The organism is Streptomyces sp. NPDC048295, from assembly GCF_040652135.1.
GTDB lineage: Bacteria > Actinomycetota > Actinomycetes > Streptomycetales > Streptomycetaceae > Streptomyces.
The window spans coordinates 72,056-97,093 of the sequence record NZ_JBEZLL010000016.1 but is presented as its reverse complement, the minus strand read 5'-3'; the positions used below and the strand labels follow the sequence as shown (position 1 = coordinate 97,093).

23 protein-coding genes are annotated in these 25,038 nt (G+C 71.7%); 8 read left to right on the top strand and 15 right to left on the bottom strand.

Annotated elements, in window-relative coordinates; translation table 11 throughout:
• Positions 1–59: 59 nt before the first annotated feature.
• The 4 genes from AB0D53_RS23610 to AB0D53_RS23595 all read right to left on the bottom strand — a co-directional run bounded on the left by AB0D53_RS23610 (position 60) and on the right by AB0D53_RS23595 (position 3,330).
• Complete coding sequence (locus AB0D53_RS23610) at positions 60–251, bottom strand: DUF6381 family protein (protein WP_329818872.1); 192 nt, start codon at positions 249–251, stop codon at positions 60–62.
• A 69-nt stretch (positions 252–320) separates the two neighbouring features.
• Positions 321–779: a hypothetical protein gene (locus AB0D53_RS23605; protein WP_362449691.1), complete on the bottom strand. Its 459-nt coding sequence runs from the start codon at positions 777–779 to the stop codon at positions 321–323.
• A 193-nt stretch (positions 780–972) separates the two neighbouring features.
• Positions 973–1,794, bottom strand: a complete 822-nt coding sequence (locus AB0D53_RS23600) for a hypothetical protein (RefSeq protein WP_362449689.1) — start codon at positions 1,792–1,794, stop codon at positions 973–975.
• A 45-nt stretch (positions 1,795–1,839) separates the two neighbouring features.
• Entirely contained in the window at positions 1,840–3,330 is a 1,491-nt protein-coding gene (locus tag AB0D53_RS23595; protein WP_362449687.1) for a M60 family metallopeptidase, read from the bottom strand.
• Between the two features lie 468 nt (positions 3,331–3,798).
• Here AB0D53_RS23595 and AB0D53_RS23590 point away from each other — a divergent pair, with 468 nt between their 5' ends.
• Both AB0D53_RS23590 and AB0D53_RS23585 read left to right on the top strand, forming a co-directional pair.
• Entirely contained in the window at positions 3,799–4,854 is a 1,056-nt protein-coding gene (locus tag AB0D53_RS23590) for a tetratricopeptide repeat protein (protein ID WP_362449685.1), read from the top strand.
• A 5-nt stretch (positions 4,855–4,859) separates the two neighbouring features.
• Positions 4,860–5,912 carry a polyprenyl synthetase family protein gene (locus AB0D53_RS23585; protein WP_362449683.1) on the top strand — a complete coding sequence of 351 codons (1,053 nt, stop codon included), beginning with the start codon at positions 4,860–4,862 and terminating at the stop codon, positions 5,910–5,912.
• 55 nt (positions 5,913–5,967) lie between these two features.
• On the opposite strand, the gene AB0D53_RS23580 is transcribed toward AB0D53_RS23585, so the two are convergent.
• The gene (locus AB0D53_RS23580; RefSeq protein ID WP_362449681.1) at positions 5,968–6,849 is read right to left on the bottom strand and encodes a LysR family transcriptional regulator; all 882 of its coding nucleotides are present in this window, start codon (positions 6,847–6,849) and stop codon (positions 5,968–5,970) included.
• Positions 6,850–6,924: 75 nt separating this feature from the next.
• On the opposite strand from AB0D53_RS23580, the gene AB0D53_RS23575 reads away from it, so the two are divergent.
• Complete coding sequence (locus tag AB0D53_RS23575) at positions 6,925–7,638, top strand: hypothetical protein (protein ID WP_362449679.1); 714 nt, start codon at positions 6,925–6,927, stop codon at positions 7,636–7,638.
• On the top strand, positions 7,638–7,817 hold the full coding sequence (locus AB0D53_RS23570; protein WP_362449677.1) for a hypothetical protein: 180 nt from the start codon (positions 7,638–7,640) through the stop codon (positions 7,815–7,817). Before AB0D53_RS23575 ends, AB0D53_RS23570 begins: the two co-directional genes overlap by 1 nt.
• A 7-nt stretch (positions 7,818–7,824) precedes the next feature.
• Here the strand turns inward: AB0D53_RS23570 and AB0D53_RS23565 are convergent, their stop codons facing one another.
• Positions 7,825–8,556 carry a 2OG-Fe(II) oxygenase gene (locus tag AB0D53_RS23565; protein ID WP_362449675.1) on the bottom strand — a complete coding sequence of 244 codons (732 nt, stop codon included), beginning with the start codon at positions 8,554–8,556 and terminating at the stop codon, positions 7,825–7,827.
• A gap of 233 nt (positions 8,557–8,789) precedes the next feature.
• Here AB0D53_RS23565 and AB0D53_RS23560 point away from each other — a divergent pair, with 233 nt between their 5' ends.
• On the top strand, positions 8,790–9,791 hold the full coding sequence (locus AB0D53_RS23560) for a nitroreductase (protein ID WP_362449673.1): 1,002 nt from the start codon (positions 8,790–8,792) through the stop codon (positions 9,789–9,791).
• 266 nt (positions 9,792–10,057) lie between these two features.
• On the opposite strand, the gene AB0D53_RS23555 is transcribed toward AB0D53_RS23560, so the two are convergent.
• Positions 10,058–10,843 carry a hypothetical protein gene (locus AB0D53_RS23555; RefSeq protein ID WP_362449671.1) on the bottom strand — a complete coding sequence of 262 codons (786 nt, stop codon included), beginning with the start codon at positions 10,841–10,843 and terminating at the stop codon, positions 10,058–10,060.
• 410 nt (positions 10,844–11,253) lie between these two features.
• Here AB0D53_RS23555 and AB0D53_RS23550 point away from each other — a divergent pair, with 410 nt between their 5' ends.
• The gene (locus AB0D53_RS23550; protein ID WP_362449669.1) at positions 11,254–11,409 is read left to right on the top strand and encodes a hypothetical protein; all 156 of its coding nucleotides are present in this window, start codon (positions 11,254–11,256) and stop codon (positions 11,407–11,409) included.
• A gap of 486 nt (positions 11,410–11,895) precedes the next feature.
• Here AB0D53_RS23550 and AB0D53_RS23545 read toward each other — a convergent pair whose 3' ends face one another.
• Together AB0D53_RS23545 and AB0D53_RS23540 are read right to left on the bottom strand one after the other, a co-directional pair.
• A complete protein-coding gene (locus AB0D53_RS23545; protein WP_362449667.1) occupies positions 11,896–12,975 on the bottom strand; it encodes a CU044_5270 family protein in 1,080 nt (359 codons plus the stop codon).
• Complete coding sequence (locus AB0D53_RS23540; RefSeq protein WP_362449665.1) at positions 12,972–13,643, bottom strand: sigma-70 family RNA polymerase sigma factor; 672 nt, start codon at positions 13,641–13,643, stop codon at positions 12,972–12,974. Before AB0D53_RS23540 ends, AB0D53_RS23545 begins: the two co-directional genes overlap by 4 nt.
• A 143-nt stretch (positions 13,644–13,786) precedes the next feature.
• Here AB0D53_RS23540 and AB0D53_RS23535 point away from each other — a divergent pair, with 143 nt between their 5' ends.
• Both AB0D53_RS23535 and AB0D53_RS23530 read left to right on the top strand, forming a co-directional pair.
• A complete protein-coding gene (locus AB0D53_RS23535; protein WP_362449663.1) occupies positions 13,787–15,352 on the top strand; it encodes a serine protease in 1,566 nt (521 codons plus the stop codon).
• Between the two features lie 162 nt (positions 15,353–15,514).
• Positions 15,515–16,549, top strand: coding sequence for a DUF4073 domain-containing protein (locus AB0D53_RS23530; RefSeq protein WP_362449661.1), 1,035 nt, complete (start codon positions 15,515–15,517; stop codon positions 16,547–16,549).
• Positions 16,550–16,634: 85 nt separating this feature from the next.
• Here the strand turns inward: AB0D53_RS23530 and AB0D53_RS23525 are convergent, their stop codons facing one another.
• The 6 genes from AB0D53_RS23525 to AB0D53_RS23500 all read right to left on the bottom strand — a co-directional run bounded on the left by AB0D53_RS23525 (position 16,635) and on the right by AB0D53_RS23500 (position 25,007).
• Positions 16,635–17,591 carry an ABC transporter substrate-binding protein gene (locus AB0D53_RS23525; RefSeq protein WP_362449658.1) on the bottom strand — a complete coding sequence of 319 codons (957 nt, stop codon included), beginning with the start codon at positions 17,589–17,591 and terminating at the stop codon, positions 16,635–16,637.
• Positions 17,584–19,521 (bottom strand): ABC transporter permease subunit, encoded by a 1,938-nt coding sequence (locus tag AB0D53_RS23520; RefSeq protein ID WP_362449656.1) that lies wholly within the window; start codon positions 19,519–19,521, stop codon positions 17,584–17,586. Before AB0D53_RS23520 ends, AB0D53_RS23525 begins: the two co-directional genes overlap by 8 nt.
• Before the next feature lie 94 nt (positions 19,522–19,615).
• Positions 19,616–20,701 carry a betaine/proline/choline family ABC transporter ATP-binding protein gene (locus tag AB0D53_RS23515; RefSeq protein WP_362449654.1) on the bottom strand — a complete coding sequence of 362 codons (1,086 nt, stop codon included), beginning with the start codon at positions 20,699–20,701 and terminating at the stop codon, positions 19,616–19,618.
• Complete coding sequence (locus AB0D53_RS23510) at positions 20,701–22,224, bottom strand: GMC oxidoreductase (RefSeq protein WP_362449652.1); 1,524 nt, start codon at positions 22,222–22,224, stop codon at positions 20,701–20,703. Before AB0D53_RS23510 ends, AB0D53_RS23515 begins: the two co-directional genes overlap by 1 nt.
• Positions 22,225–22,414: 190 nt before the next feature.
• Positions 22,415–23,902, bottom strand: a complete 1,488-nt coding sequence (locus tag AB0D53_RS23505; protein ID WP_362449650.1) for an aldehyde dehydrogenase family protein — start codon at positions 23,900–23,902, stop codon at positions 22,415–22,417.
• 253 nt (positions 23,903–24,155) lie between these two features.
• Complete coding sequence (locus AB0D53_RS23500) at positions 24,156–25,007, bottom strand: oxygenase MpaB family protein (protein WP_362449858.1); 852 nt, start codon at positions 25,005–25,007, stop codon at positions 24,156–24,158.
• Between the last annotated feature and the right edge of the window lie 31 nt (positions 25,008–25,038).

The window sequence follows — 25,038 nt, the reverse complement described above, 5'->3', positions numbered from 1 at the left end:
TCCCGTACCGCGTCCTGCCGGTACGGGAGCCGGAGGAGTCCGATCGGGCCTTCGCGGGCTCACTTCAAGGGGTAGATGTCCCCACTCGCCATGCCGCTGACCTGCTCACTCTCCGATTCGATCCGGCGGGCCTTCTCCTTCAGACGCCGGCGCTCCTCGGGGTCGGTGGCGCGCTCGGCTTCGTCCTTGAGGTCCTTCGCCTTGGCCCGCATCTGCTGGACCCGACTGCTGAGTTCGTCCGAATCACTCATGATCACTCCTTGTGTGTGCGGGACCCCGCACGGGTCCGGGCCCCGCCCGTCCGGTCCCGGGCCGGTGGGTCAGCCCCGGCACCGGTGCCATGGACACCTGGACGCCTCCGCGCGTGACCAGCGGGTCCTGGCGCTCAGAAAGCCGAGACCGATGCCCATCATCCAGAAGTCCTTGGCCAGCGGGGTGCCGGCCTCGGTGGGCCGGAGGCTTCCGGGCTGCCGCATTCCGGGAACCCTCAGATACAGACCGATCAGCCCCCCGGAGAACCCGGTCAGCGCCAGCCCGGCCAGTCGGGTCGGCACAAAAGGCGCGAGCAGCGTTCCGCCGACCGCGATCTCCGACCAGGCGAGCAGCCGGGTGAACCGCTCGGGCTCGATTCTCTTCAGGAAGGGGTAGGCGACACAGGCCATGCCGTGCAGGCCCTCGGCCGTCTCCGCGTCGGCCTTCAGTTTGCCCAGGCCGGAGTTCAGGATGAACGCCCCGATCGCGAGGCGAGGGGGCACATCACGCGGTTCGAGAGTCGTCATGGGAGCCTCCGTCCCGTACTGGGCCCCTCGTCGAGCTTAGCCAGTAGGTGCCGGTGGCGCTTCACAGGAGATGGCGTCCGGCGTCGCCCCGGCCCAGGGGCGCGGCGTCGCCCCGTCCGCCGGACATGCCCTGGATCAGGCGCTCGGGCCCGGTCCAGGGCGTCCGACGAGCAAGGGTTGCGGATTGAATGGCTCAGTCCGAGGTGGACCCCTCCGCCGCGGCCGCGTCGCCCGCCACCGTGACCTGCTGTCCCCTGCTCGTGGTCTGTGAGGTGGTGCTCAGGCAGCTTCCGGACGCCGGGTCGGTGACCGTGGGCAGGCTCCCCGTATGGGCCACGCCCGCCTCGGTGCCGACCGGTTTGCCGTACGTCACCGTGATCCGCTGGCCACAGCCCGCCGAGAGGTAGGGCTCGATGAATCCCTGGTCTGCGTTCTTGAACCGGCCGGAGGCGGACGGGAGCCCGAAACTGCCGATGTGGGCCACCGGCGCTCCGGTCGCCGTCTCGACGACGTCCCCGGTCATCAGCTGCGTCGCCCCGCTGACGGAGGCCCGCTCGAGCACCAGGGAGTACATGGTCCCCGGGGTGTAGCGGAACCGGACCGCGCAGCTCACTCCGGCGCCGCCGTCGGCTCCGTAGCCGCAGTGGTCGTCCGTTGTCGTGGCGTCGGCGTTGAAGGAGCTGAAGATCGCCTGGAGCACGCGGCCGCCGTCCGCGTCGGCGGGCTTCGGCTGGAAGCCGGCATAGGGGCGTGTGCCGCTCTCCAGGGTGGTGTAGTAGGCGAAGTAGACACCGGACGCGTCGGGCGCCGAGTCCACGGACATCGGGAGTGTCAGCGTGGTCACGGGTGTGGGTGCGTTCGTGGTCCAGCGGAGGATCGGCGTGGACGCCCACGACTGCCCGGCCGCGCCGACGGCGAGCAGTGCGGTGGCGGCGAGGACCGTACCCGACCGCACGAAGCGGCGCAGCCGCCTGCGGACGGGGGTCCCGGGATGGATGCGGCTTGCAGTGCTCATGACATCTCCTTCTCGCGGGTCTGCTCCTGCTTCGGTCCGCACCGATCAGTCGGTGAGCGTGCTGGGATCGACGGGCGGCTTCGGCAGCCCCAGCGCGGCCAGTGCGGCGACGCCCGCGGAGTCGATCGGCAGCGCCCACTTGTGGACGAAGAAGTCGGTGAGGTCGTATCCGGCGGTACGGCCGGCATAGGACGCCAGGGCCAGGTACTGGCGGGCGTTGACGACCGGGTCGTGCGTGTAGTCGTCGACCGGGGCGTCGTGCTGGTGCTCGCTGCGCACGAGCCGGTGCAGCCTCGGCCAGAAGTCCTCGCCGAACGCCAGCTCCAGCTGCCGGAGCGGGATGAGTTTCTCGTACGCCCCGAAGGTCTTCTCGTAACCGATTCCGCTGGTGCCCAGCTTCGGCAGCGCGCTCTGGTAGTGGTTCAGCCCCGTCTTCGGGTCGACCGTCAGCAGATTGGAGGTCTGGCCGAGGGTGCGCTGCGCGGCCAGCGAGTAGATGTTGACGGTGACTTCGGTCAACTGGTCCGCCTGGTAGGCGCCTTGCTGGTGGAGGTGGCCCAGCTCGTGGTACAGCCCCCAGCCCCGCATGCCGAGACCGGACACGGTGCACAGCCGGTCCATGTAGGCGCGCGGGAAGCCGTTGTATCCGTGCCAGGCGTAGGCGCCCACCCCACTGGGCACGACGCCGACCTCGTTGAAGTGGTACCGGCCCGCCTTGGGGCGGTTGGCCCGTCCCCTGCCGTCCAGACCGCTGATGCGGGCGTGGCTGTCGATGACGGTGTCGAACAGCTCCATCAGCCTGGTGTGGTCCTCGCCGCGATAGAGCAGCGCGCCCTCCCGGGTGAGGGTGAGGATCGCCTGATCGGTGATCAACTCGACCCAGGGGATGCCGGTCTTCTCGTCGAGCTGCCTCTGGAAGTCGGCTTCGTCGGTGCGGCCGAGTTCGAAGACCGCCATGCGCGGAGTGCCGGGGCCGAACGTGACGGCGGCGCGCTCCCCTTCGCCCGCGAAGCTCAGGTAGACCGGCCCCCCGTGGACGTCGCCGACGGTGTTGCGCCCCGGGCGCAGCGGGGTGGCGCGCGGCTCCTGGAGTGCGGTCTGCGTGTTGTAGTAGTCGAAGGTGCCGATGTGCAGCGTCGGGACGCGGCCGCCCGCCGGACGGACCGTCACGGAGACAGGCTCGCCCGCCGGAGCGTATCGGCCGGTGGGAATGAAGTCGCTGGACCGAAGGGCGCGGGCCAGTCGCATGCGCTCCTTCTCGGCATCCGGAAACGCCTTGATCAGGAGCGTGTCCCCGGAGCCGTGCCCGGCCCGGGTTCCGGCTTCGTTCCCCGACTGCCGAGCGGCGGCGGAACCCGCGCCCAGCAGGGTCGCCGCACTCGCCCCGGCCAGGGCGCCGAGGATCGTTCGGCGGTTCACGGCGCGGAACGCGGAGCCGTCCGACGCGTCGGAGGCCGGGCCGGCGCCGTATCGGGGCAGCGGCGGGACGGCGGGACGGGCCGCCGGTGCGGTGGACGGTGTTCGGGCAGGGCGCATCCGGAAACTCCTGTGAGGATCAAAGGAATCGGGGGGTCGCCATGGGTGGCGTGGGGCTGCGCGCCAGCATGTAAGCGATTGCCATAGGGTGCAAGAGGAGCTCAAATGTTTCTGTCTTTTACTATGGCCAGGGCATGCGATGGTGACAGTAACCGCTCACACTCCCTGGTATTTCGGGTGGAGTTGGCGACGCCGGAGCGGTTTTGGCCGGATGGCGACGGATTGGTCACCGGACCGCAGTGTCGCCGTACCGGCAATGTCGACTTCCGTTGATCGCGGAGCAACCTCGGACGCGCGATCGTCGTCTTGATCCACAGCAAAGCGGTTCACCGCGAGCGACCAGCCGTCCACCCCCCTCACGAGCAACCCGGGTCCGTCCACCAGGTAACTATGCACCGCATGTATACATTGAGCGCATAGTTGTTCCCGTACCGGTCGATCCGATCCGGCCGCGCACGAAAGGCCCCCATGCACAGCAAGGCACTGGCGCCCGAGTACCAAGGCGCCCTCAACAAGATGTCGGTGAACTCCTCCCTCACCGACGTACTGGCGGAAGGGGTACGCCACTTGAGGGAGGCCGAGCTCTCCGGTTCACCCCAGGAGGTGGCCCGGTGCGGACTCGCCGTCGCCGAGGCGCACCGCCGGCTCGGCAACGTGGCGGAAGCCGATCGGGCCTGGAAGGCCAGCTACCGGTCCGCCCGCTCGGCAGGCGACCTCGGGGCGATGGCCTGGGCACTGTGGAGCGGCGGGACACTGGCCAGGCAACGCGGGGAACTCAGGCTCGCCTTCAGGCTGTTGGGGCTCGCGGCCGACATGGGCAAGCGCGGCGGGGACATCGTCGCACGCGGGTACTCTCTGGCCGGCCTTGCCGAGACCGGCCGAATACAGGGCGACTACGAGACCGTCGCCACGCTCCACGAACAGCTCCTCGCCGAAGCACGCGCACGTGGCGAGGCACGTCACACCGTGTGGGCGCTGGAGGGCATCGCGCAGATCCACCGCAACACCGGCTCGCTCGACACGGCCCTGGCCATGTTCGAGGAGGCGGCCGAGCTGGCCGGCAACGCGGACGACCGGCGCGGCCGGGCGTGGGCCCTGCGCGGCATGGCCGACATCATCTCCCTGCGGGACGGCGATCCGGAGCGCGCACTCGCCCTGCTCGCGGAGGCCGAACTCACCTGCCGCGAGATGAACTTGTCCAGCGCACTCGCCTACAACCACAAGATGCGTGCCAATGTCTTCTTCCGCGCCCGCCGGTACGAGGAGGCGCGCGAGATGTACGAGGAAGCACTCGCGGAGTTCCGTGCCATGACCGAGCCCCGGGGTGAGGCCCTGGCCCGGCTCGGCCTCGTCAAGTCGCTCGCCCGGCTTGGCCGCGACCGGGGCGAAACCGCGGCCGATCTGCACGAGTTGCGCCGCACCCTCGACCGGATCGGCCTGCTCAACGCCCGGGACATGGTGGACAAGGCGTACGCCGAACTCGGTGTGACGCCGCTCGACGGCGACGCGGGCGGGGAGAGCTGACGACGATGACACCACCGACCGCAACCCACCGGGCTTCGGCGCCGGACGTGCTCGCCCGCTGCCGAGACCTCGTGCGCCCGGCGCTCGCACAGGCCGTGGGACGCCTGCATCCGTGGCACGCGGAGATGGCCGCCTTCTCCCTCGGGTGGGGTGCGGCGGACGGCAGCCCCGCCCCGGGCTCACAGGGCAAGGGGATCCGCCAGGCCCTCACCCTGCTCAGCGCCGAGGCCGCCGGCGCACCGGCGCAGGACGCGGTGGTGGGAGCGGTCGCCGTGGAACTGATCCATGTCTTCTCCCTCCTCCATGACGACATCATGGACGGCGACGAGACCCGCAGGCAGCGCGCCACCGTGTGGAAGGCGTACGGCACCGGCCCGGCGATCCTCGCGGGCGACGCGCTGTTCGCGCTGGCCGTGCAGACCCTGGCCGACTCGCCCGGGAAGTACAGCGCGACAGCGGTCCGGCATCTCGCCGGGACACTCTCCGACCTGGTCCGCGGTCAGGCCGACGACCTGCTCTTCGAGTCCCGGCCGTGGAACGGGCCCGAAGCGGTGCAGCCGCACGAGTACCGCTGGATGGCCGAACACAAGACCGGCGCGCTGCTCGGCTGTGCGGCGGGCCTGGGCGCGGTGCTCGCGGGCGCCCCGGCCCCCACCGTCGACGCGCTCACCCGGGCGGGCCGGCACCTCGGGGTGGCGTTCCAGGCGGTGGACGATCTCCTGGGGATCTGGGGCGACCCCGAAGTCACGGGCAAGCCTGTGCACAGCGATCTGCGCCGGCTGAAGAAGACGTATCCCGTCCTCTCGGCCCTGGCCACGGACGGTCCCGCCGCACAGCGGCTCGCCACACTGCTCGGCACCGGGAACCCGCTCGACGGCACCGACGCGCAACGAGCGGCCGAGCTCGTCGAGGAGGCCGGCGGGCGATCCGCCACCCTGGCCGAGGCCCACCTGCAGCTGGACAGCGCCCGGCGCAGCCTGGAGAGCGTTCCGCTCGCCCCGGCCGCGCTCGGCGAAATCCTCGCGCTGCTCCCGTTCCTCGTCGACCGCACCCGCTGACCCCTCCGCCGCGGTTGCCCCGGGCCCGGCCGCCGGTTCCGTCGCCTGCTCGTGGTCAGCCCGTGAGCCCGGCGATGAAGTCCCGCGCGACGGCCGCGGGGGCCCGGGGATGGAGCACCTCGGTGCGGTGGACCAGGCGTGGCGCGGAGAGCCGGATTCCGGCCGTGCCCGGCAGCTCGGCGGCGAGGGAGAGGGGCAGGGCCGCCAGGCCGTGACCTGCGGCAACGAGCCTCCCGAGGCCGTACACATCGGTTCCGCCGTATGTGAGGTGCGGGCGGAATCCGTCGGTGTTGGCGGCGGCGCGCAGCCGGCCGAGGGGTACGGCGGTGTCGGGGGCGTCGATCCAGTGGGCGTCGGCGAGATCGAAGAGGCGCAGGGAGCCCCGGTGCGCCAGCGGGTGGGCGGCGGGCAGGAGGACGGCGAGGGGCTGCTCGGCCACGGCCAGGCCGGTCATCGGCCCCGCGTCGGGCACCGGCAGCGGGTCGCTGGGGGCTGCCGCGCCGTCGATCAGGCCCAGGTCCGCGGCGCCGGTGAGCACCGCCCGCACCACCGCTGCCCGCCCGAGCACCTGGACGTCCACCGCGAGGCCCGGTGTGCCGGCGCGCAGGCGGGCCAGGTCCCCGGCGACGGAGGGCGTGAGGGCCGCGGGAGAGCAGACGAGGGTCAGCCCGGTGGGGTGCGTCCGCCCGACCCGGGCGACATCGGCACGGGCCGCGTCGATGCGGAGCAGCAGCGGTGCGGCGTGTTCGATGAGCCGTTCGCCCGCCGCCGTCGGCTCCACGGGGCGGCGCTCCACCAGCCGGGTGCCGAGATCGCTCTCCAGGGCGGCGATGTGCTGGGACACCGCGGACTGGGTGTAGCCCAGTGCCTGGGCGGCGGCGGAGAAGGAGCGGTGTTCGACGACGGTGACGAAGGTACGCAGCAGATGCGGATCCATGTGCATCAGTATTCCTGATGCACAATGCACTGATCATCGTTGGACGTGATGCCGAAGCTGCGTTTCGATGGCGTCATGACCCACACCGCACGTATCGCCCTGGTCGGCGACCGGGATCCGGCCGTCCGCTCCCACACCCGCGTCCCTGTTCTGCTGGACTCCCTGCGCAACCGCGACGGCCTGGACCTCGACGCCTACTGGATCCCCACGGAGGAAGCGACGGAAGGTGTCGCGGGGTTCGACGCGGTCTGGATGCTGCCCGGCAGCCCCTACCGCAGCGAGGCGGGGGCGCTCGCGGCGATCCGTACCGCCCGCGAGGACGGCATTCCCTTTCTGGGCACCTGCGGGGGCTTCCAGCACGCCCTGCTCGAGTACGCCCGCAATGTGTGCGGCCTGGCGGACGCCGGTCATGCCGAGAACGCGCCGCTGACGGCCACCGAGGACGCGGTGGTCGTTCCGCTCGCCTGCTCGCTGGTCGGCCACGAGGGTGCGATCGAGCTCACCGGGGGCTCGCGGGCCGCCCGCCTCCTGGGCGCCGGGCGCACCATGGAGCGCTACTACTGCGATTACGGCCCCAATCCGCACCATCTCGACCTGCTGCGCTCGCACGGGCTGCGCTTCACCGGCATCGACGACGCGGGCGAGGTGCGGATCGCCGAGCTGCCGGCGCACCCCTTCTTCCTCGCCACCCTCTTCCAGCCCGAACTGCACGGCGACGGCACCCGGCCGCACCCCCTGATCGCAGGACTGGCCGAGGCCGCTGTCCGGCATGCGGAGGGCTCGCTCTGATGTGGAGCACGGAAGGCACCTCACACGGCTGGAGAACGCGTGCCACGGCCGTGGTCGCCGCCTATCTGCGGGCCTGCACGGTCCACGACGCCTACGCCACGAGCCCGCTCGCACCGGCTCCGGACGCCGCGCTGACCGCCGCCCGCACCGACGCGCCGCTCGCCGGGCGTCGTCCATGAGCGTCCTTCACCGGGCATCGTGGAAGACGAGACCGAGGGTGCGGCGCCGCCCGGAGCGGATGGTGCTCACGCCGTGCCGCATGGGCGCCTTCGACCAGCCGCGCTTGGACGTGACCGGCCGGTCACGGGTGGTGAAGACCAGTCCGTGGCCCTGGAGCAGTGTGGTGGCCGATCCACGTGTCTGTGCGCGGGGGCGCTGTTCGGTCATCAGGAACTCGCCCCCGGTGTAGTCGGTGCCGGGGACGTCGAGGCCGATGACGACCTGGAGCGGGAAGAGCATGTCACCGAATACGTCGCGGTGCAGGGCGTTCCAGTCGCCGGTACCGTAACTCAGGAGGATCTGGGCGGACTTGGACTGCCCCTCCGCGTGGCACATGGCGAGCCACTCGGCCAGCTCGTCGGGCCACGGCGCGGATGTGCCGAGCTTCGCGGACCAGTCACGGGCGATGTGCAGCAGGTGCGGGTAGAAGGCCGCACGCAACTCCCTCACCACTTCGGGCAGATCGTGGGTGAAATAGCGGTACTGGCCGGAGCCGAACCGGTGGCGGGCCATGTCGACGGTGGAGCGGAAGCGCTCGGTCTCGTCGTACAGAGCGGCGGTCTCCCGGCACTGGGCGGGGGTGAGCAGCCGCCCCGTGGACGCGCTGCCGTATGCCGCGAGCTCGTCCGTCAGTGCGGTCCAGTCGGCGGCATCGACCAGGTCGCGCACGCTTCCGGCCGGGGGCATTGTGTCGCTCATGGGGCTGGTTCCTGATTCCTGGTTCCGGGTCCTGGCTCTTGTGATCGATGCTGGCCGTTCCCGGGCATCGAATCCGGCGCTATTCGGACATTGCGCTGTGCGGAGGCGTATTCTGCTGCCCATTCGGCCGTACGGGAGACCCACCCGCCCCTGCGACCGGATCAGTCCCTCCCGGCCCTGCCGGACGTGAGACCGTGGAAGGACACCGTGCGTTCCGATGCGGGAGGTGCCGGATGCCTGTACGGCCGCTCGACGGAACGACGCTGGAGGAACTGGTCGCCGATGCCACCGCCGCCCCGTCCATGCACAACGCCCAGCCCTGGCGGTTCCGGTACCGGACCGCCGACCGCACTCTCACGCTCCGGGCGGAGTTCAACCGTGAGATGCCCGAGGCCGACCCCTCCACTCGTGCCCTGCATCTGGGGTGCGGTGCGGCACTGCTGAATCTGCGGGTGTCGGCCGCACACCGGGGCCTCGATGCGGTGACCGCGCTGATTCCGGTTCCGGTCGACCCCGGCGGCGTGGCGACGGTCCGCCTGGAGGAGTGCTCCGGGGACCCCGCGCGGTCCGCGGATGCCGCCCTCGCCGCTCTGTACCCCGCGATCCGGCGCCGTCACACCAGCCGGTATCCGTTCGACGACCGGCTGATCCCGGAAGACGTCCGCGCGCTCCTCGCCGGGGCGGCCGGTGCCGAGGGGGCCGACTTCGCGTTTCTGCCGCCGAAGCACCTGGAGCGTGTGCTCGTACTGATCCGGAACGCCGAGGATTTCGACCTGCACGACCCGGCGCGGGAGGCGGAGCAGCGCTACTGGACCCGGAACACGCGGGAGGAAGCACCGGTCGACGGCGTCCCCGACTACGCCTTCGGCCCCACCGACGCGTCGGACAGAGCACTCAACCGGGACTTCGCGGGCACGGACATCATCCCGGACCGGCCTCGCGTCCGGTTCGAGGAGCGGCCGCAACTCGCCCTGCTCCGTACCGCGCGCGACCGCCCGGCCGACTGGCTGCGTGCCGGTCAGGCCCTGGAACGGGTCCTGCTCACCGCCGTACTGCACGGGCTCGTCGCCTCCTTCGCGACCCAGCCCCTCGAATGGCCGGAGCTCCGGCACCTCCTGCGCGACCCGGCCCTCGGTACGGGGCACCCGCAGATGATCGTGCGCCTCGGATACGGACCCGACGGGCCGGGCACCCCGCGCCGCCCCGTGGCCGAGGTGCTGACGATCGAGCCCTGACCGGCGCCGGTGCGCGCAGGCCGCACGGAAGGCCCGCAGGGTCGGGGGTTTCTGCACCGCCGAGGTGGTGGACGCCGGCCCGCCGCTGCCGGCACCGGCCTGCGTCCCCGGTCGTTCCCTGGATGAGGCGGTACGCACATCGGATCACCCGGGCTCCCAAGCATTGCTCCTGCCCGGCAAGTTGAAGCTCTCGGCCGCCCCGGACCGGCCGAGAGCGGTGGCGTCGGCCGATCGGCGGCGGGCCGGTGCCCCGGCCCGCCGCGAAATCACCTCACCGTGACGGCGTCACCCGTCGAGACGACCTTCATGGTCGTGTTCGTACCGAGGAACGCCCAGCGCCAACTGCCCGAAGCGACGGCCTTCACCGTCGTGCGCAGGTGGCCCTTGCTGTCCGTGGTCGCGGTCTTCACCGTGCTGTACCTGCCGCCCGGCTTCTTGTACTGGAGCTTCACCACCTGCTTGGTGAACGCGTGGTACTTCAGGTCCGTCCAGTTGGCCCGCGACAGCTTTCCGGTGACGGTGAGCGTGCCGCCCTTCCGCACGGGCTCGGGCGAGGCGTCGGTGGTCAGGGTCGCGGCGCGCTTCACCTTGAACGAGGCGATGTTGTCCGAGATCCAGTAGTCCCCGTCATTGGCGCTGACCGTGGCGTTGACCGTCCAGTCACCCGCGACCGAATTGGCGTCCCAGCCCTCGTTGCCGCTTCCGTAGTAGTCGATCCACGCAGGGTCGATCTGCATGGTCGCGGTGCACACGGAGGTCGTCGTGCTGACCTTCCTGCATGTCGTGCCGAGACGGTCCACCGGTCCGTAGGCATTGGACCAGTTGAACGCAGACACCGAACTGACTTTCTTCACCCCCGAGTTGTCCTTGATCGTCATGGTGATCGGGAACTGCTTGACGTTCTTGATCCCGACGATCACATTGCCGCCGCCATTCACGACGGTCTTGGTGACCCGGATGTCACCGCGCCCCTCCGCGTGTGCGGCCGGCGCCACCATGACCGCTGCGGCGACCGCCCCCACCGCGGCGAGCGCGGCGATTCTTCTTCCCATGTCCCACCCCTGTTCCATCCCGCCTGGTGGCGAGGTGGAACAGGTTAACGATCGCCGCCGTCCAAGCCGGCCGCCCAGTCCGTCGGGGCGGCTTCCACCGTCGGGGTCCGACCGCCGGAGGGCAGCAGTTGCGGCACCGGAGGGATGCCTCCGTCGAGTCCGGGGCCTGTCCCCGGGAGCGGACGCACTCTGCGCCGCCTGAGGCCACTGATTCGTATGAGCGGGCTCCCAGCTCTACGTGGGCCCGTCGGCCCGTGCGGCGGGCGGAACCGATCTCGTACTCCCCCTCGGTATGGCGGTCGCCGCCGTCCACGCGGTGTTCATGCGCCGCGGCCGCCTCCCGGGCCACCGACCGGAAGTAAGCGATACGCTCGTTCTGTAGGGCACGCGTTCCGATCACGGAGGCTGCCATGAGGGAGAACATCGAGTACCCGACCCCGTCCCAGGCCGAGGGCGAGAGGCTGGACGAGGACCGGGATCCTGCCGAGGAGCGACACCCCGCCACCATGCGCACCCAGCCGTCCCAGGCGGAGGGTGAGCGCAGCACGGAGGACGAGGAGTCCTGACCCGGCCGGGTTCCGCACGCCGTCCCTTCCGGCCGGCCCACCGCACCGGTCGGCCGGCCGGACTTCGGGGTCCTGGCGCTCTGCGGCAGGCGCGGCGTCTGTCCGGCCACGGCGAGTCACCACATCGAGGAAGGACAGAAGGATGTCCTCTTCCTCGGCCGCGGCCCCGATCGGGCGGAGCCGCGTGAAGGTGTCCCGGCGGGGGCGGACGGGCCGGGCGGCGCTCGATCGTGCCAGGGCGCCCGGCCGCTGGGTCCGTTGGTTCGGATCAGGCCGCATCGGGGAGCTGGGTCCGGTGCGTGCCATCGCGAGGCGGAGGAGGGAGCCGGTCGGGGTCTCCCCGGCCCGGGCGGTGCCGAGAGCCGAGGAGGTTTCCCCTGCCCGGGCGGAGCCGAGAGCTCGGGGAAGGAGCCCCGGCGAGGGACGACTACGCGGCGAGCATGCGTGCCGGGCCCCGCGAGCCCTGCATGATCCGAACGAAAGACCCTAAGGCGCCTCGCCCGCGCGGTCGACGGCGGCTGCGGTGAGGACCGCGGAGGTGCCGACGACCGTTCCGGCCGGGCCGGCGTAACCGGCTTCGGCGAGGACCGTGCGTTCGCCGAGGAACGCGTACGTGGTCCGGTCGAAGATCCACTGCGTCTGCCGGCCCTGTGCCGTACGGGCGACGGCGACGCCTTCGCGTCCCGTGGCGTCGTCGGCCGCGCGGATCACCGTGACCCCGGGGATCTTCGCGGCGGCCCGGTAGAGCGCGGCGGCGGCCTTCGGTGGTGCCCAGGTCTCGGCCAGCAGGTCACCGATCGCGGTGAACGCCCGCTGGTCCGGGTCCTGGCCCTGTCCCCGGGTCTCGGCCCGGATCAGTTCCAGCAGGGCGTCGGGGTCGGTGGGCAGCGTCGCGACGTAGGTGTGGGTGGGGTTGCCGACCGACGGGCCCGAAGCGTGCAGGGTGCCGGGACGGGGCGTCGCCCCCGGGCCGTCGAGCGTGTCGACCGGTCCGTCGACGCCGAGCGGGGTGTCGGACTCGCCCTCCTCGCGCAGCAGGCCGGGGCGGCTGCCGTCGGCGGAGAGCCACACCTGCCGAGTGTGTGCGGGAGGCATCGTCACGGGGCCTCCCCCGGCGCTCTGCGCGGCGTAGGCGACCTTGCTCTCGATGTACACGAACCGGTCGGCGCGGACCACCGTCCGCTGCTCGGTGGCGGCGGCGAGTGCGATGTGGTCGAGGAGGCGTGTCGCTGCGGTCGCGCGGGGGGTGCCGCCGCGCGCGACCGTGGCGGGGCCTCGTCGGGGCGCGTCCGGGAGGTTCACCACCACGACGCCGCCGCCCACCAGGGTGCAGACGACGGCCGGTGCCAGGACCCGGAACAGTTTCCGGCGCGGGCGCGCGGGGCGGCGGGCCGGGCCGGCGGACGGTCCGGTGCCGGCGGCCTCGGCCAGCAGTGCCCGCCTCAGCAGCAGTTCACGGTCCGGGGTCAGACCGGGGACCGGCGGCGGGGGCAGCAGACCGGTGAGGTCGAGGCGTTCGCTCTCTTCGGACGGGTGTTCCGTGGGGTTCCGCGGGGTGGCGTTCATCCGTGGTTCTCCTGGCGGGACGAGCGGGCCGCGGGGATGCGGCCCGGTACGGGCTTGTCGGGGGTGGCACCGGGTTCGCAGCCCGTCTCCGTGGCCGGGCGGCCGGGTTCGGGCCGCCGGGAGCGCGAGCGTGCGGATCGGGCCTCGGCACCGGCGAGTTCGCGCAGTCGGGTGCGGGCGCGGGAGAGACGTGACCGGACCGTGCCGACCGGTACGCCGAGCGCCTCGGCGGCAGCCGCGTACTCCAGGCCCTCCCACACCACAAGGGTGAAGACCTCCCGGTCGTGGCGGCGCAGCCGGGCAAGTGCGGTGCGGGCCGCGAGCAGTTGCTCGGAATCGGCGAGGTGCGTGACGAGGTCGTCGACGAAGTCCGGCACGGAGCCTCGTTCCGGGACGCGGGCGAGTGCGATGTCCCGGAGACGGCGTGAGCGTGCACTGCGGCGCATGATGTTGGTGGCGATGCCCAGCAGCCAGGGGCGCAGACTGTCCCCCTCGGGGTGCAGCTTCTCCCGGCTGCGCCATGCCTCCAGAAAGGTCGCCGAGACGACGTCCTCGGCCTCCGCCCAGTCGCCGGTCACGCGAAGGGCATAGCGGTACAGCACCTGGGAGTGCTCGTCGTACAGCTCTCCCAAGGCGCCGCGGTCCCCGCGGCGGAAGCGATTCCTCATGAGTGATTCCACTCTCTGCTCTGCCACGTCCGTTGCGCCGGTTCCCGTGACGTGCGCCACACGCGCTGCCCCGCATCCGCGACCTCTCACCCGATGTGACGCGGCTCACGGGAACTCCGGCTCCCGGCGGAGCAGTGCAGGTCATGAACAATTCCTCCCTGCCCCGCCGCAGCGTGCTGCGGACCATGGCTGTCGCCGTGGCCGTGGCCGGCGGCGCGACGCCCGCCCTGGACACCGCCGCCTTCGCCGCGGAGCCGCAGACGTACGCCCTCACGATCAAGCACCTCGACCGCACCGGCCGGCCGACGGGTGCGTACGAGACCACCGTGACGGGGATCTCCGGCGCGGGCGCCGACGAGGCCGTCCAGCCCTACGACGCCTCCGGCACGGTCACCGTTCACCTGCCCAAGGGCCGTTATCTGCTGAACAGTTCGCTGACCTCCGACGACGGCTCGGGCGGCACGGACTGGATCGTGCAGCCGCGTCTCGATCTGGACCGCGACACCACCGTCACCTTCGACGCGCGGACCACGGCCCCCGTCGACGTACGGCCGCCCGACCCCTCGGCGCGCTTCCTGCACAGCGCGATGGTCGTCGAGGTCGGGCACGAGGGTGCCGAACGGCTCGTCAACCTGATCTCCTCCACGGCGAGTCTGCGCGTGGCCCACCTGGGGCCCGACGCCGAGGCCGGATCGGTGAAGCAGTGGTTCGACGCGTACTGGACGTCCGCGGGTGCCGACTACGGGCTCGGCTACATCTTCACCGGCGCCCGCGCCCTCACCGGGCTCACCCGCCACCCCTCCGCGAAGGACCTCGCCACCGTGAAGGTCCTCGCCGCGGCCAGGCCGGGCACCGCGGGGACCGGCTCCGTCGACCTCCAGCCGAGTACCGGACTGACCGTCGGCGTCTCCCGGGCCCTGGCCGCTCCCGGCACCGCCATCTGTCTCGTGACCCCTGAACGCGGCGCCTGGGACATCACCTACATGGCTCCCCGCACCCCCGGCGCGGCGACGAACCGCTACTCCGCGGAGGGTCTCGTCGTAAGGGCCGGAAGCACCCTCACCCATGTCTTCGACAACGCCGTCTTCGGCCCGGGCCTCACCGACCGCCCCGCCGTCGTGCGCGACGGCGACAGGCTGACCCTGGACGTACCGCTGCTCATGGACGGTGGTGGCCATGTGCCGTCGTCGCCGCCGTACGCCTCCACCTCGACCACACTGCACCGCGACGGCGTGCTCGTGGGTACGCAGGCCGATGCGCCCGGGCGGGCCGGGTTCACCGTGCCACCGGGGCAGGCGACGTACCGGCTCACCAGCACGGTGAAGCGCACCGGTGCGCCCGGCACCGCCACCCGTGTGACCGCTTCCTGGACCTTCGCCTCGGCAACGACCACCGGTCCGGCCCCGGTCCCGGTGAGCGCCGTTCGGTTCTCCCCCGCGCTCAGCCCCACCGGCACCGCAGCGGCCGGCACGGCGCTCCGTGTCCCGGTCGCCGTGCAGGGCGCCGCCGCGAACGGGAACGTCCGCTCGCTGGCCGTGTCGGTCTCCGTGGACGGTGGCTCCTCGTGGACCCGGGTGCCGGTCGAGCGTGGTGTCGTCACCATCCACAACCCCGGCGCGGGCACCGGCGTCTCGCTGCGCGCGGAACTGACCGACACCGGCGGACGCACCCTCACCCAGACCGTCGTCGACGCGTACCGCACGGAGTGACTCCGTCGCCGGAGCATCTTGACTGAGGCCCGTCAAGGGCTGACCATCGCCGGGCCGGACCGTTCAGGCCACGGCCATCCGCGGTATCCCATCGGGCCATCCTGAGCGGCGAAACTCCCCCCGTCCCATTCGCACGGGGGCGCACAGACGAAGGAAGTACCGATGGATCGCAGATCGTTCATGGCCACCACAGGCACCGCGTCGCTGGTGGGCGGTGCGCTCGCCGCCGGCGCGGGGCTCACGGCGCCGGCGGCCGAGGCCGCCGAGCACCGGCCCGACAAGGGCCGGACGGTCCGGTTCAACATCATCAGTGACATCCAGGGCGATCTCGCCGACTTCGGCAAGGCCCTGGACGATCTGCACCGCATCAACCCCGGCAGCGCCGGCCTCGGCATAGCCGGCGACATCACACCGCGCGGCTACGACTTCGAGTACGCGGCGGTCCGTCAGACCCTCGGCCGGCACCCGCACCCCAAAAACATCGCGTGGGCCATCGGCAACCACGAGTTCTACGTGCCGAAGTACAGCGACCCGAACACGCTCGCCCAGGCGACCTGGCCCAACGGCACCACCGAGGACTCCCTCTTCCGCAGCTTCTACAACTTCGCGGAACGCAACAAGGTGTACACGGAGACGTCGTTCGGCGGTGTCCCCGTGCTCAGCCTGGGCACCGAGCGCTACTCCCACTACCACGACGCGAAGCTGTGGGACGAGGTGTGGATCAGCGACGAGCAGTTCGCCTGGCTGGAGGACCGGCTCGCGTACTGGGCGCGGCGCCGCAGGCCCGTCATGGTGCTGACCCACCACCCGCTGCCCAACACGGTGTCGGGCACGCACAACAAGCTCTATCTCAACGACTACCTCCAGCCCGACCGGCTGCTGTCGATCCTGGGCCGTCACAAGGACGTGTTCCTCTTCTCCGGGCACACCCACTGGGACCTCAACCTGTCCGACTGGGTGGTGCGCCGGGTCGTCCCTGGCACCGGCAACCTCGAAGGGTTCACCGTGGTGAACACCTCGGCCGTCCAGGTGGGCTGGATGGACGACGGCAAGGGCGGCGAGGTCTCCCTCGGCGATGCCTTCAACCAGGGACTCCAGGTCGAGGTCGGTCCCCACTCCGTCGTCATCAAGGCCCGTGACTTCACCACCGGCACCTGGCTCAAGCAGCTGACGGTGCCGCTGCACACCAGCGCCTGATCCGGCTACCGGGCCCGACGCACCGTCGGGCGGATGCCGGGCCGACGACCGGCCCGGCATCCGCCCGGGTGCCCGGACCCGGTGCTCAGCCGGGCAGCCACGACCGCCAGACGGACTCGTTCTTCCTCACCCACCGTTCCGCGGCCTCCTCGGGCGACAGCTTCTGATCGGCGATCATCAGCGCCACCTCGTTCTGTGCCCGTGTCGTCCAGCGGAACTTCTTCAGGAACTCGGCGGCCCCGCCGCCCCCGTCCGCGAACCGGGCGTTGAGGAACTTCCGCAGCGGAGTGTGCGGGTACGCGCACGCCACCTTCTCCGGGTCGGCGTCGCAGCCCTCCGTGTACGCGGGCAGCTTCACCTCGGTCATCGGGACCTGCTCGAACAGCCACTGCGGCTTGTACCAGTAGGTGAGGAACGGCTTCCTCTCCTTGGCGAACTGCTTGATCTGCGTGATCTGCGCCGCCTCGGAGCCGGAGAACACCACCTGGTAGTCCAGGTCCAGATTCCGCACCAGTGCCTTGTCGTTGGTGACGTAGGAGGGCGATCCGTCCAGGAGCTGGCCCTTGCCCCCGCTCTCCGCGGTGCGGAGCCGGCCGGCGTACCTGTCGAGGTTCTTCCAGTCCGTCACGTCCGGTTCGGCATCGGCGAAGTACTTCGGCACGAACCAGCCGATGTGGCCGGTCACCCCGAGTTCGCCGCCCGGCGCGATGGTCTTCTTGTCGGCAACGTACCGTTCCTCCTGCTCCGGGTGGCCCCAGTCCTCCAGGATCGCGTCGACGCGGCCCTGGCTGAGCGCGTCCCAGGCCGGGACCTCGTCGATCTGGACGGTGTCGACGCGGTATCCCAACTCGTGCTCGAGCAGGTATCCGGCGACGGCTGTGTTGGCCTGTGCGCCCACCCACGACTGGACGGAGAGGGTCACGGTCCTGGCACCGTGCGCGTCGGCGTACGGGGACGACTGCTTGGTCATGTCCGCGGCACCACAGCCCGTCAGGGCCAGCAGCCCGAACGCGGTGGCGGCGGCGACGGTGCGTCTACGCATTCCGGCTCTCCCTCCCGGCAGGCTGTGTGACCCGGTCCAGCATCAGCCCGAGGCATACGATCGCCGCGCCCGCGACGAGACCGGTCGCCAGGTCGCCCTGGGCCAGCCCGAACACCACCTCGTAGCCGAGCGCACCGCCGCCGACCAGGCCGCCGATGATGACGACGGCGAGGACGAGGACCACGCCCTGATTGACGGCCAACAGCAACGCGGGCCGTGCCAGGGGCAGTTGGACCTGGCGCAGCTGCTGCCATCCCGTCGCCCCGAACGAGCGGGACGACTCCAGCGCGACCGGGTCCACGGCGCGCATGCCCTGTGTGGTGATGCGGACGACGGCGGGCAGTGCGTACACCACGGCCGCGGCGGTGGCGGGTGCCCGGCCGACGCCGAACAGCGCGACCACCGGGATGAGGTACACGAACTGCGGCATCGTCTGGAAGACGTCGAGCACGGGCCGCAACAGCCGCTCCAGGCGGGGGATGCGGGCCGCGGCGACGCCGGTGGCGACACCGGCGAGGAGGGTGACGGCGACCGCGGCCAGCACCTGCGAGAGCGTGTCCAGCGCCGGGTCCCACACCCCGAGCACGCCGATCGCGGCCATCGCCAGCACGGCGGTCAGCGCGGCACGCCAGGTGCCGATGAGCTGCGCGACGACCCCCACCAGGAGCAGTACGGCCCACCACGGCAGCCATTGCAGGCCGTCGCGCACCGGGTCGAGGACCCAGGTGGTGAAGCGGGCGGCCCAGTCGGCGGTGCCGCCGATCACCGGGATCCCGGAGTACAGGTGCGCGGTCATCCAGTCGACGGCGCGGTTGACCGAACCCGCGATGTCCACCGTCCAGGCGTCCGGCCAGGACAGCCGGCCGCCGAGGCGGCCGACGAGCGCCGCGGTGACCGTACCGGCCACGGCGACGGCCCGGCCGAGGCCGGTACCCCGGGCGGGCCCGGCACCGATCCGCTCCCCCGCAGCGCCGGTGACACGGTCGAGGACGACGGCGAGCAGGACGACCGGCACACCGGCGGCGAGCGCCGCACCCACATCGACGGAGGCGAGGGCCTGGTACACCCGGTCACCGAGACCGCCCGCGCCGATCACGGACGCGATCACGGCCATCGAGAGCGCCATCATGATCGACTGGTTGACGCCGAGCAGGAGTTCCTTGCGGGCCAGCGGGAGCCGGGCGGTCAGCAGCCGCTGCCGACCGGTCGCGCCGAGCGAGGCTGCGGCCTCCATCACCCCGTCGTCCGCGCCGCGCAGGCCGAGCGCGGTCAGCCGGGCCATGGGCGGAGCCGCGTAGACGACGGTGGCGAGCACCGCGGCCGGCACGCCGATACCGAAGACCAGCACGACCGGAAGCAGATACGCGAAGGCGGGGAGCACCTGCATGGTGTCGAGCACCGGGCGCAGTGACCGATGCACACGGTCGGAGAGTCCGGCGACGAGACCGAGCGCTGCGCCGAGCAGCACGGACGCGGTGACGGCGACGGCCATCAGCGCGAGGGTCTGCATGGTGGGGACCCACATGCCGAGCAGCCCGCACACGGCGAACGCGGCGACGGCGGTGAGCGCCGGGCGGAGGCCCGCGAGGCGCCAGGCGACGAGGCCGGCCGCGGCCGTGACCCCCGCCCAGCCGGCGGCGAGGAGCACCAGGTAGACGGCGCGCACGGACAGCACGACGGCGTTGCTGATGTGACCGAAGAAGTACAGGAAGAGCGGGTGGCTGTCGCGGTTGTCGATGATCCAGTCGCTGGCGTCGCCCAGCGGCCGGGACAGGTCGACGGTGAAGCGTGCGGGCCAGCTGCCGCCGCCCAGGAGTGCGGCGCCCAGGAGGAGCGCGACGAGGGCCGTGCCCGCGACGAGTGCGCTGCGGTGCCGGGCGACGGCAGCGGTCAGCGGTGCGCCGGCGTCGGGGGTGGCGGTGGTGCTCATCGGGTCCGCCTCCCCCTCGCGTCCGCCGCACGGGCGGTCGCTGCCGCCCGTGCGGGGTGCGGGTCCGGCGGGCCCCAGGTGGTGTGCTCGGGCATCAGGCCGCCTCCTTCCGCGGGGCGAGCCCCGCGACCACGCCGAGCAGGTCCGCGTGGCCGACCACGCCCAGGCAGCGGCCGTCCTCGACGACGCGGGCGGTCCCGCCGCTGCGGACGACGGCCTCGATGGCCTCGTGGACCGTCGCGTCGGGGGCCAGTGCCGGGCCGTTGTCCGTCTCGGCGGTCCTGGCCGGGCGCATCGCCGAACGCACGGTCATGACCTGTCCGCGCGGCACGTCGCGGACGAAGTCGCGTACGTAGTCGTCCGCGGGGGCGCCCACGATCTCCTCGGGGGTGCCGAGCTGCACGATCCGGCCGTCCCGCATCAGCGCGATCCGGTCGCCGAGTTTCAGTGCCTCGCCGAGGTCGTGCGTGATGAAGACCATCGTGCGGCCCTCCTCGCCGTGCAGCCGTACGACTTCCTCCTGCATGTCGCGCCTGATCAACGGGTCCAGTGCGCTGAACGGCTCGTCGAACAACAGCACTTCGGGGTCCACGGCCAGGGCCCGGGCCAGCCCGACCCGTTGTTGCTGGCCTCCGGAGAGCTGGGCGGGGCGGCGGTGTTCCATGCCTTCGAGGCCGACCTTGGTGACGAACTCCGCTGCCCGTCTGCGCCGTTCGGCGCGCGCGACTCCCTGGATCTCCAGTCCGTACGCGATGTTGTCCAGGACCGTCCGGTGCGGCAGCAGCCCGAAGTGCTGGAAGACCATCGCGGCCCGGTGGCGGCGCAGCCGGCGCAGTCGGGAGGCGTCCATCGACAGCACGTCCTCGCCGTCGATCGCGATCGAGCCGGAGGTGGGCTCGATCAGCCGGGTCAGGCAGCGCACCAGCGTCGACTTCCCGGATCCGGACAGGCCCATGACAACAAAGACCTCGCCCCTGCGGACGTCGAACGACACATCGCGCACGGCGGCGGTACAGCCGGTTCGTTCCCGCAGGGCGGCCGTGCCGAGTGCGGCGAGTTCCGGATCCGCCGGGACGCGGCCGGCCTTCGGGCCGAAGACCTTCCACAGCTCGCGTACGGAGAACACCGGCGGCCCGGAAGGAACGGACTGCCCGGCAAGGACGGGCGGCTCGGTGGTCATCAGGCATTGCCTCCCAGCAGGTCCGCGCATTTCTCCCCGATCATCAGCACGCCGATCATCGGGTTGACGGTCGTCATCGTCGGGAAGACGGAAGCGTCGGCGATCCGGATGCCGTCCAGGCCACGGATCCTCAGTTCGGGTGACACCACGGCGAGTTCGTCGTCCGCGCCGCCCATCCGGCACGTCCCGGCCGGGTGGTAGACGGTGTGCGCGACCTTGCGCGCGTACTCGCCGAGCTCCTCGTCGGAGGTGAGTTCCGGCCCCGGGCAGACCTCGCGCCTGAGCCAGCCGGCGAGCGGTTCCTGAGCCGCGATGCGGCGGGCGATGCGGATACCGTCCACGAGGGTGCGGCCGTCGTAGTCGTCCTCGTCGGTGAAGTACCGGAAGTCGAGGGCGGGCTTGACCTCGGGGTCGGCACTGGTCAGATACAAGCGCCCGCGACTGCGCGGCTTGGGGATGTTGGGGGTCATCGACACCCCGTGCGCCGGCCGCCGGTAGCCCAGCCGTTCGGGATTGTCGGTGAACGGGATCTGGTAGAAGTGGAACATCAGGTCCGGCCCGTCGGCCGCCGGGTCCCTGCGTACGAACAGACCCGCGTCGCTGTCCATCGCGGAGTTCTCCGGTATCGGCCCGTCGGTCTCCCAGACGACGACCGACTCGGGGTGGTCGAGGAGGTTCTCGCCGACGCCCGGCAGGTCGTGCACGACGGGGATGCCCAGCTTCTCCAGATCGGCGCGGGGCCCGATGCCGGAGTGCAGCAGCAGCCGGGGCGTGTCCACGGCACCCGCGCACACCAGCACCTCGCGCCCGGCCCGTACGAGGTGTTCCGCGCCGTCCTTGGTGCGCACCCGCACACCGGTGGCCCTGGTCCCCTCCAGCTCAAGACCGAACGCCCAGGTCTCCAGGGCGATATGGAGATTGGGCCGGTCCAGGAACGGATGCAGATACGCCACGGAGGCCGAGGAACGCTTGTTGTTCTCCGGGTGGTAGGCGAGGTCGAAGAAGCCGACGCCCTCGTGGAACGGCTCCTTGTTGAAACCCTCGACGCGCGGCACGCCCAGCGCGGCCTGTGCGGCGTCGACGAAGTCGCGGGCGATGGCGTTCCGGTCGGCCTCGCCGACAGGAACGATGTTGTTGCGGAGCCGGGCGAAGTAGGGGTCCATCGACGCCGCGTCCCATCCCTCGGCTCCCGCGTCGGCCCACTCGTCCCAGTCGGCCGGCAGGGGCTTGAAGGCGATGAGGGTGTTGTGGGACGAGCAGCCGCCGAGCACCCGGGCGCGGCTGTGGCGGATGTGCGAGTTGCCGCGGGGCTGCTCGGTCGTCGGGTAGTCGTAGTCCAGTTCACCGCCGAGGAGGCCCATCCAGCGGCGCAGGGTGAGGACGTCGTCCCGTCCGACGTCGGTGGGGCCGCCCTCGATGACGGCGACGGTGGTGTCCGGGTTCTCGGTGAGCCGGGAGGCGATCACCGATCCGGCGGTACCGCCACCGATGACGACGTAGTCGTAGACATGGTTCTCGGTCATGTGCTCGTTTCCCTCTGCTCCGTTGGGCGCGGTTGCTTCGGTTGCGTGCGTTGCTTCGATTGCGCGGGGTGCACCTGTTCGCCGCGTTGCGCCGGCTGCCCGCGTCGTGGTCGTCATGTCCGTCGCGTCTGTCGCGTCCCATGCCCGTGCGCCTCGCGTCACGTGCGGCATGTGCGTGGCGTCCTGCGTCTCAGCCCGCGAACCAGCGCACGGGGCGCGGAGCGAGGTTCTGGTAGATGTGCTTGGCCTCGCGGTACTCGGCCAGTCCGGTCGGGCCCAGTTCGCGGCCGATGCCGGACTTCCCGAAGCCGCCCCATTCGGCCTGCGGGAGGTAGGGGTGGAAGTCGTTGATCCAGACGGTGCCGTGGCGCAGCCGGCCCGCGACGCGCCGGGCGCGGCCCGCGTCGGCGGTCCACACGGCGCCCGCGAGCCCGTACTCGGTGTCGTTGGCGAGGGCGACGGCCTCATCCTCGGTGCGGAAGGTCTCGACGGTCAGTACGGGGCCGAAGACCTCCTCGCGCACGACGCGCATCCGGCGGTCGCACCGGTCGAGGACGGTGGGGCGGTAGAAGTAACCGGGGCCGTCGGGCCGTGAGCCACCTGCCCGGAGTACGGCGCCCTCCGCGAGGGCGGACGCGACGAAGTCCTCGGTCCTCGCGAGCTGCTGCGCGGAGACGAGCGGCCCGCACTCGACGCCCGGGTCGGTGCCCCGGCCGAGGCGGATCCGACCGGCGCGGCGGGCGAGTTCGGCGACGAAGCGCTCGCGCAGCGACTCCTCGACGATGAGGCGGGAACCGGCGGAACAGACCTGGCCGCTGTGGATGAAGGCGGCGTTGAGCGCCTGGTCGACGGCGGTGTCGAAGCCCTCGTCGGTGGCGCAGGCGTCGGCGAAGACGACGTTGGGGTTCTTGCCGCCGAGTTCGAGGGCGACCTTCTTGACGGTGTCGGCGGCGGCCCGGGCGACCTTCGTACCACTGGCCAGACCGCCGGTGAACGACACGAGGTCGACGTCCGGGTGTTCGGCGAGACGGGCGCCGACAGTGCCACCGGCACCGGTGACGAGGTTGGCGACGCCCTGGGGCAGTCCGGCCTCCATGAGGAGACCGATCAGCGCCACGGTGGTGAGCGGGGTGATCTCACTGGGCTTGATCACGAAGGTGTTGCCGGCGGCGAGCGCCGGGGCGATCTTCCAACTGGCCTGAAGCAGTGGATAGTTCCATGGCGTGATGAGGGCGCACACGCCCACGGGCTCGTGGACGACGACGCTGTGGATCTCGTCGGACCCGGCGTCGACGACGCGCCCGCCGCTCTCGTTCATGACGAGGTCGGCGAAGTGGACGAAGGCGTCGCGCACACAGTCCACGTCGACGCGGCCCTCTTCGAGGGTCTTGCCCGCGTCCTGGCTCTCCAGGGCGCCGATCCTCTCCCGGTCCCGCTCCAGCAGTGCCGCGACGCGGCGCAGCAGGGCGGCCCGCTCCGCAACGGGTGTACGCGGCCAGGTGCCGTCGTCGAAGGCGGCTCGCGCCGAGGCGACGGCGTCATCGGTGTCGGTGACGTCGCCCTCCGACACAACGGCAAAGACGTCTGCGTCGACGGGGTCGATGATCTCGCGCGTGGCACCGGAGACGGCCGAACGCCACTCCCCGCCCACGTGGATGGTCCGTTGTGCTGCCGACACGTCGTGTTTGGCCCTTCGGTTCCGGTTCGCTCTGCGCGCCGGTCACACCCCGGCGAGCTGGCCGCCTGCCCCGGGGCCGAAGAACCATGCCCTGATCACGACGGAAAGTGACCCGTCTCACCTCGCGCCCCACGACCCTGTCCGCCGGCCGGTCCGAGTGCGCGCAACCGCAGGTGAGCCGGACGAGCGGGCACCGGGGACGGTCCTCGGCCGCCCCTGGAACCGGGCACCGCGGCTCGGCCGATTCCCCACGTCATCCCTGCCGCGTCCCCGCCAGCCGCCCCCGTGCGGCGGCCTGGATCTGGGAGGGCCCGAGCCCCCACTCAAGGGTGCGTCCGACGGCCGTCGCCAGGGGCCGGTCCCAGCCGGTGCGGACGGGGGCCGGGCGGTGGATGCCGAGTTCGGTGCGGGCCCAGTCGGGGAGGAGCCCGACCGAGGCGTTCGTGAGCAGGCCCACGATCAGCCGCTCCCGTCGTGTGCGCCCGAAGCGGCGGAGGAACAGTACCGAGTCCGACGCGGCCGCAGTGGCGTGGAGTTGGGGGCGCAGGCGGACCAGGTAACGCTCGACCTCCAGGGAGGTGCGCGGTACGTTCCGTGCACCCAACGCCTCTGCCACGGGGGCGACTTGACGGTAGTAGGCGTCGCACTCGGCGGGGGTCAGCCGGAGCGGCCGGGGTGCGTAGGTCTGGTGGCCGGCAAGGAAGCTGCGTACCTCGGCGGTGTGCACCCAGGTGAGCAGGTCGGGGTCGTCCGCGCGGTACGGCCGGCCGTCGGGGGCGGTGCCGTGCACCCGGGTGTGGATCCGCCGGACGAGGTCGATCACCTCGCGGGCGGCGGGCGAGGAGCCGAAGGTGGTCGTGGTGATGAACCGTACGGTTCCGTTCAGCCGTCCGACCGGATCGGCGCGGAAGTCGGAGTGCTGGTCGACCCCCGCCATGGCCAGCGGATGCAGCGACTGGAGCATCAGCGCGGCGAACCCGCCGGTGAGCATGCCGGTGGCCTGCCCGTGCACCCGCCACACCGGATCCCCCGGCGCGATCCCGAACAGCCCGGGATCACCGGGCGGCTCCGCGTACCGCTCCAGCTTGAGGTCCCCGCCGTGCATGGTCGCCGTGAGTTCCGCAGCGATCCGTTCC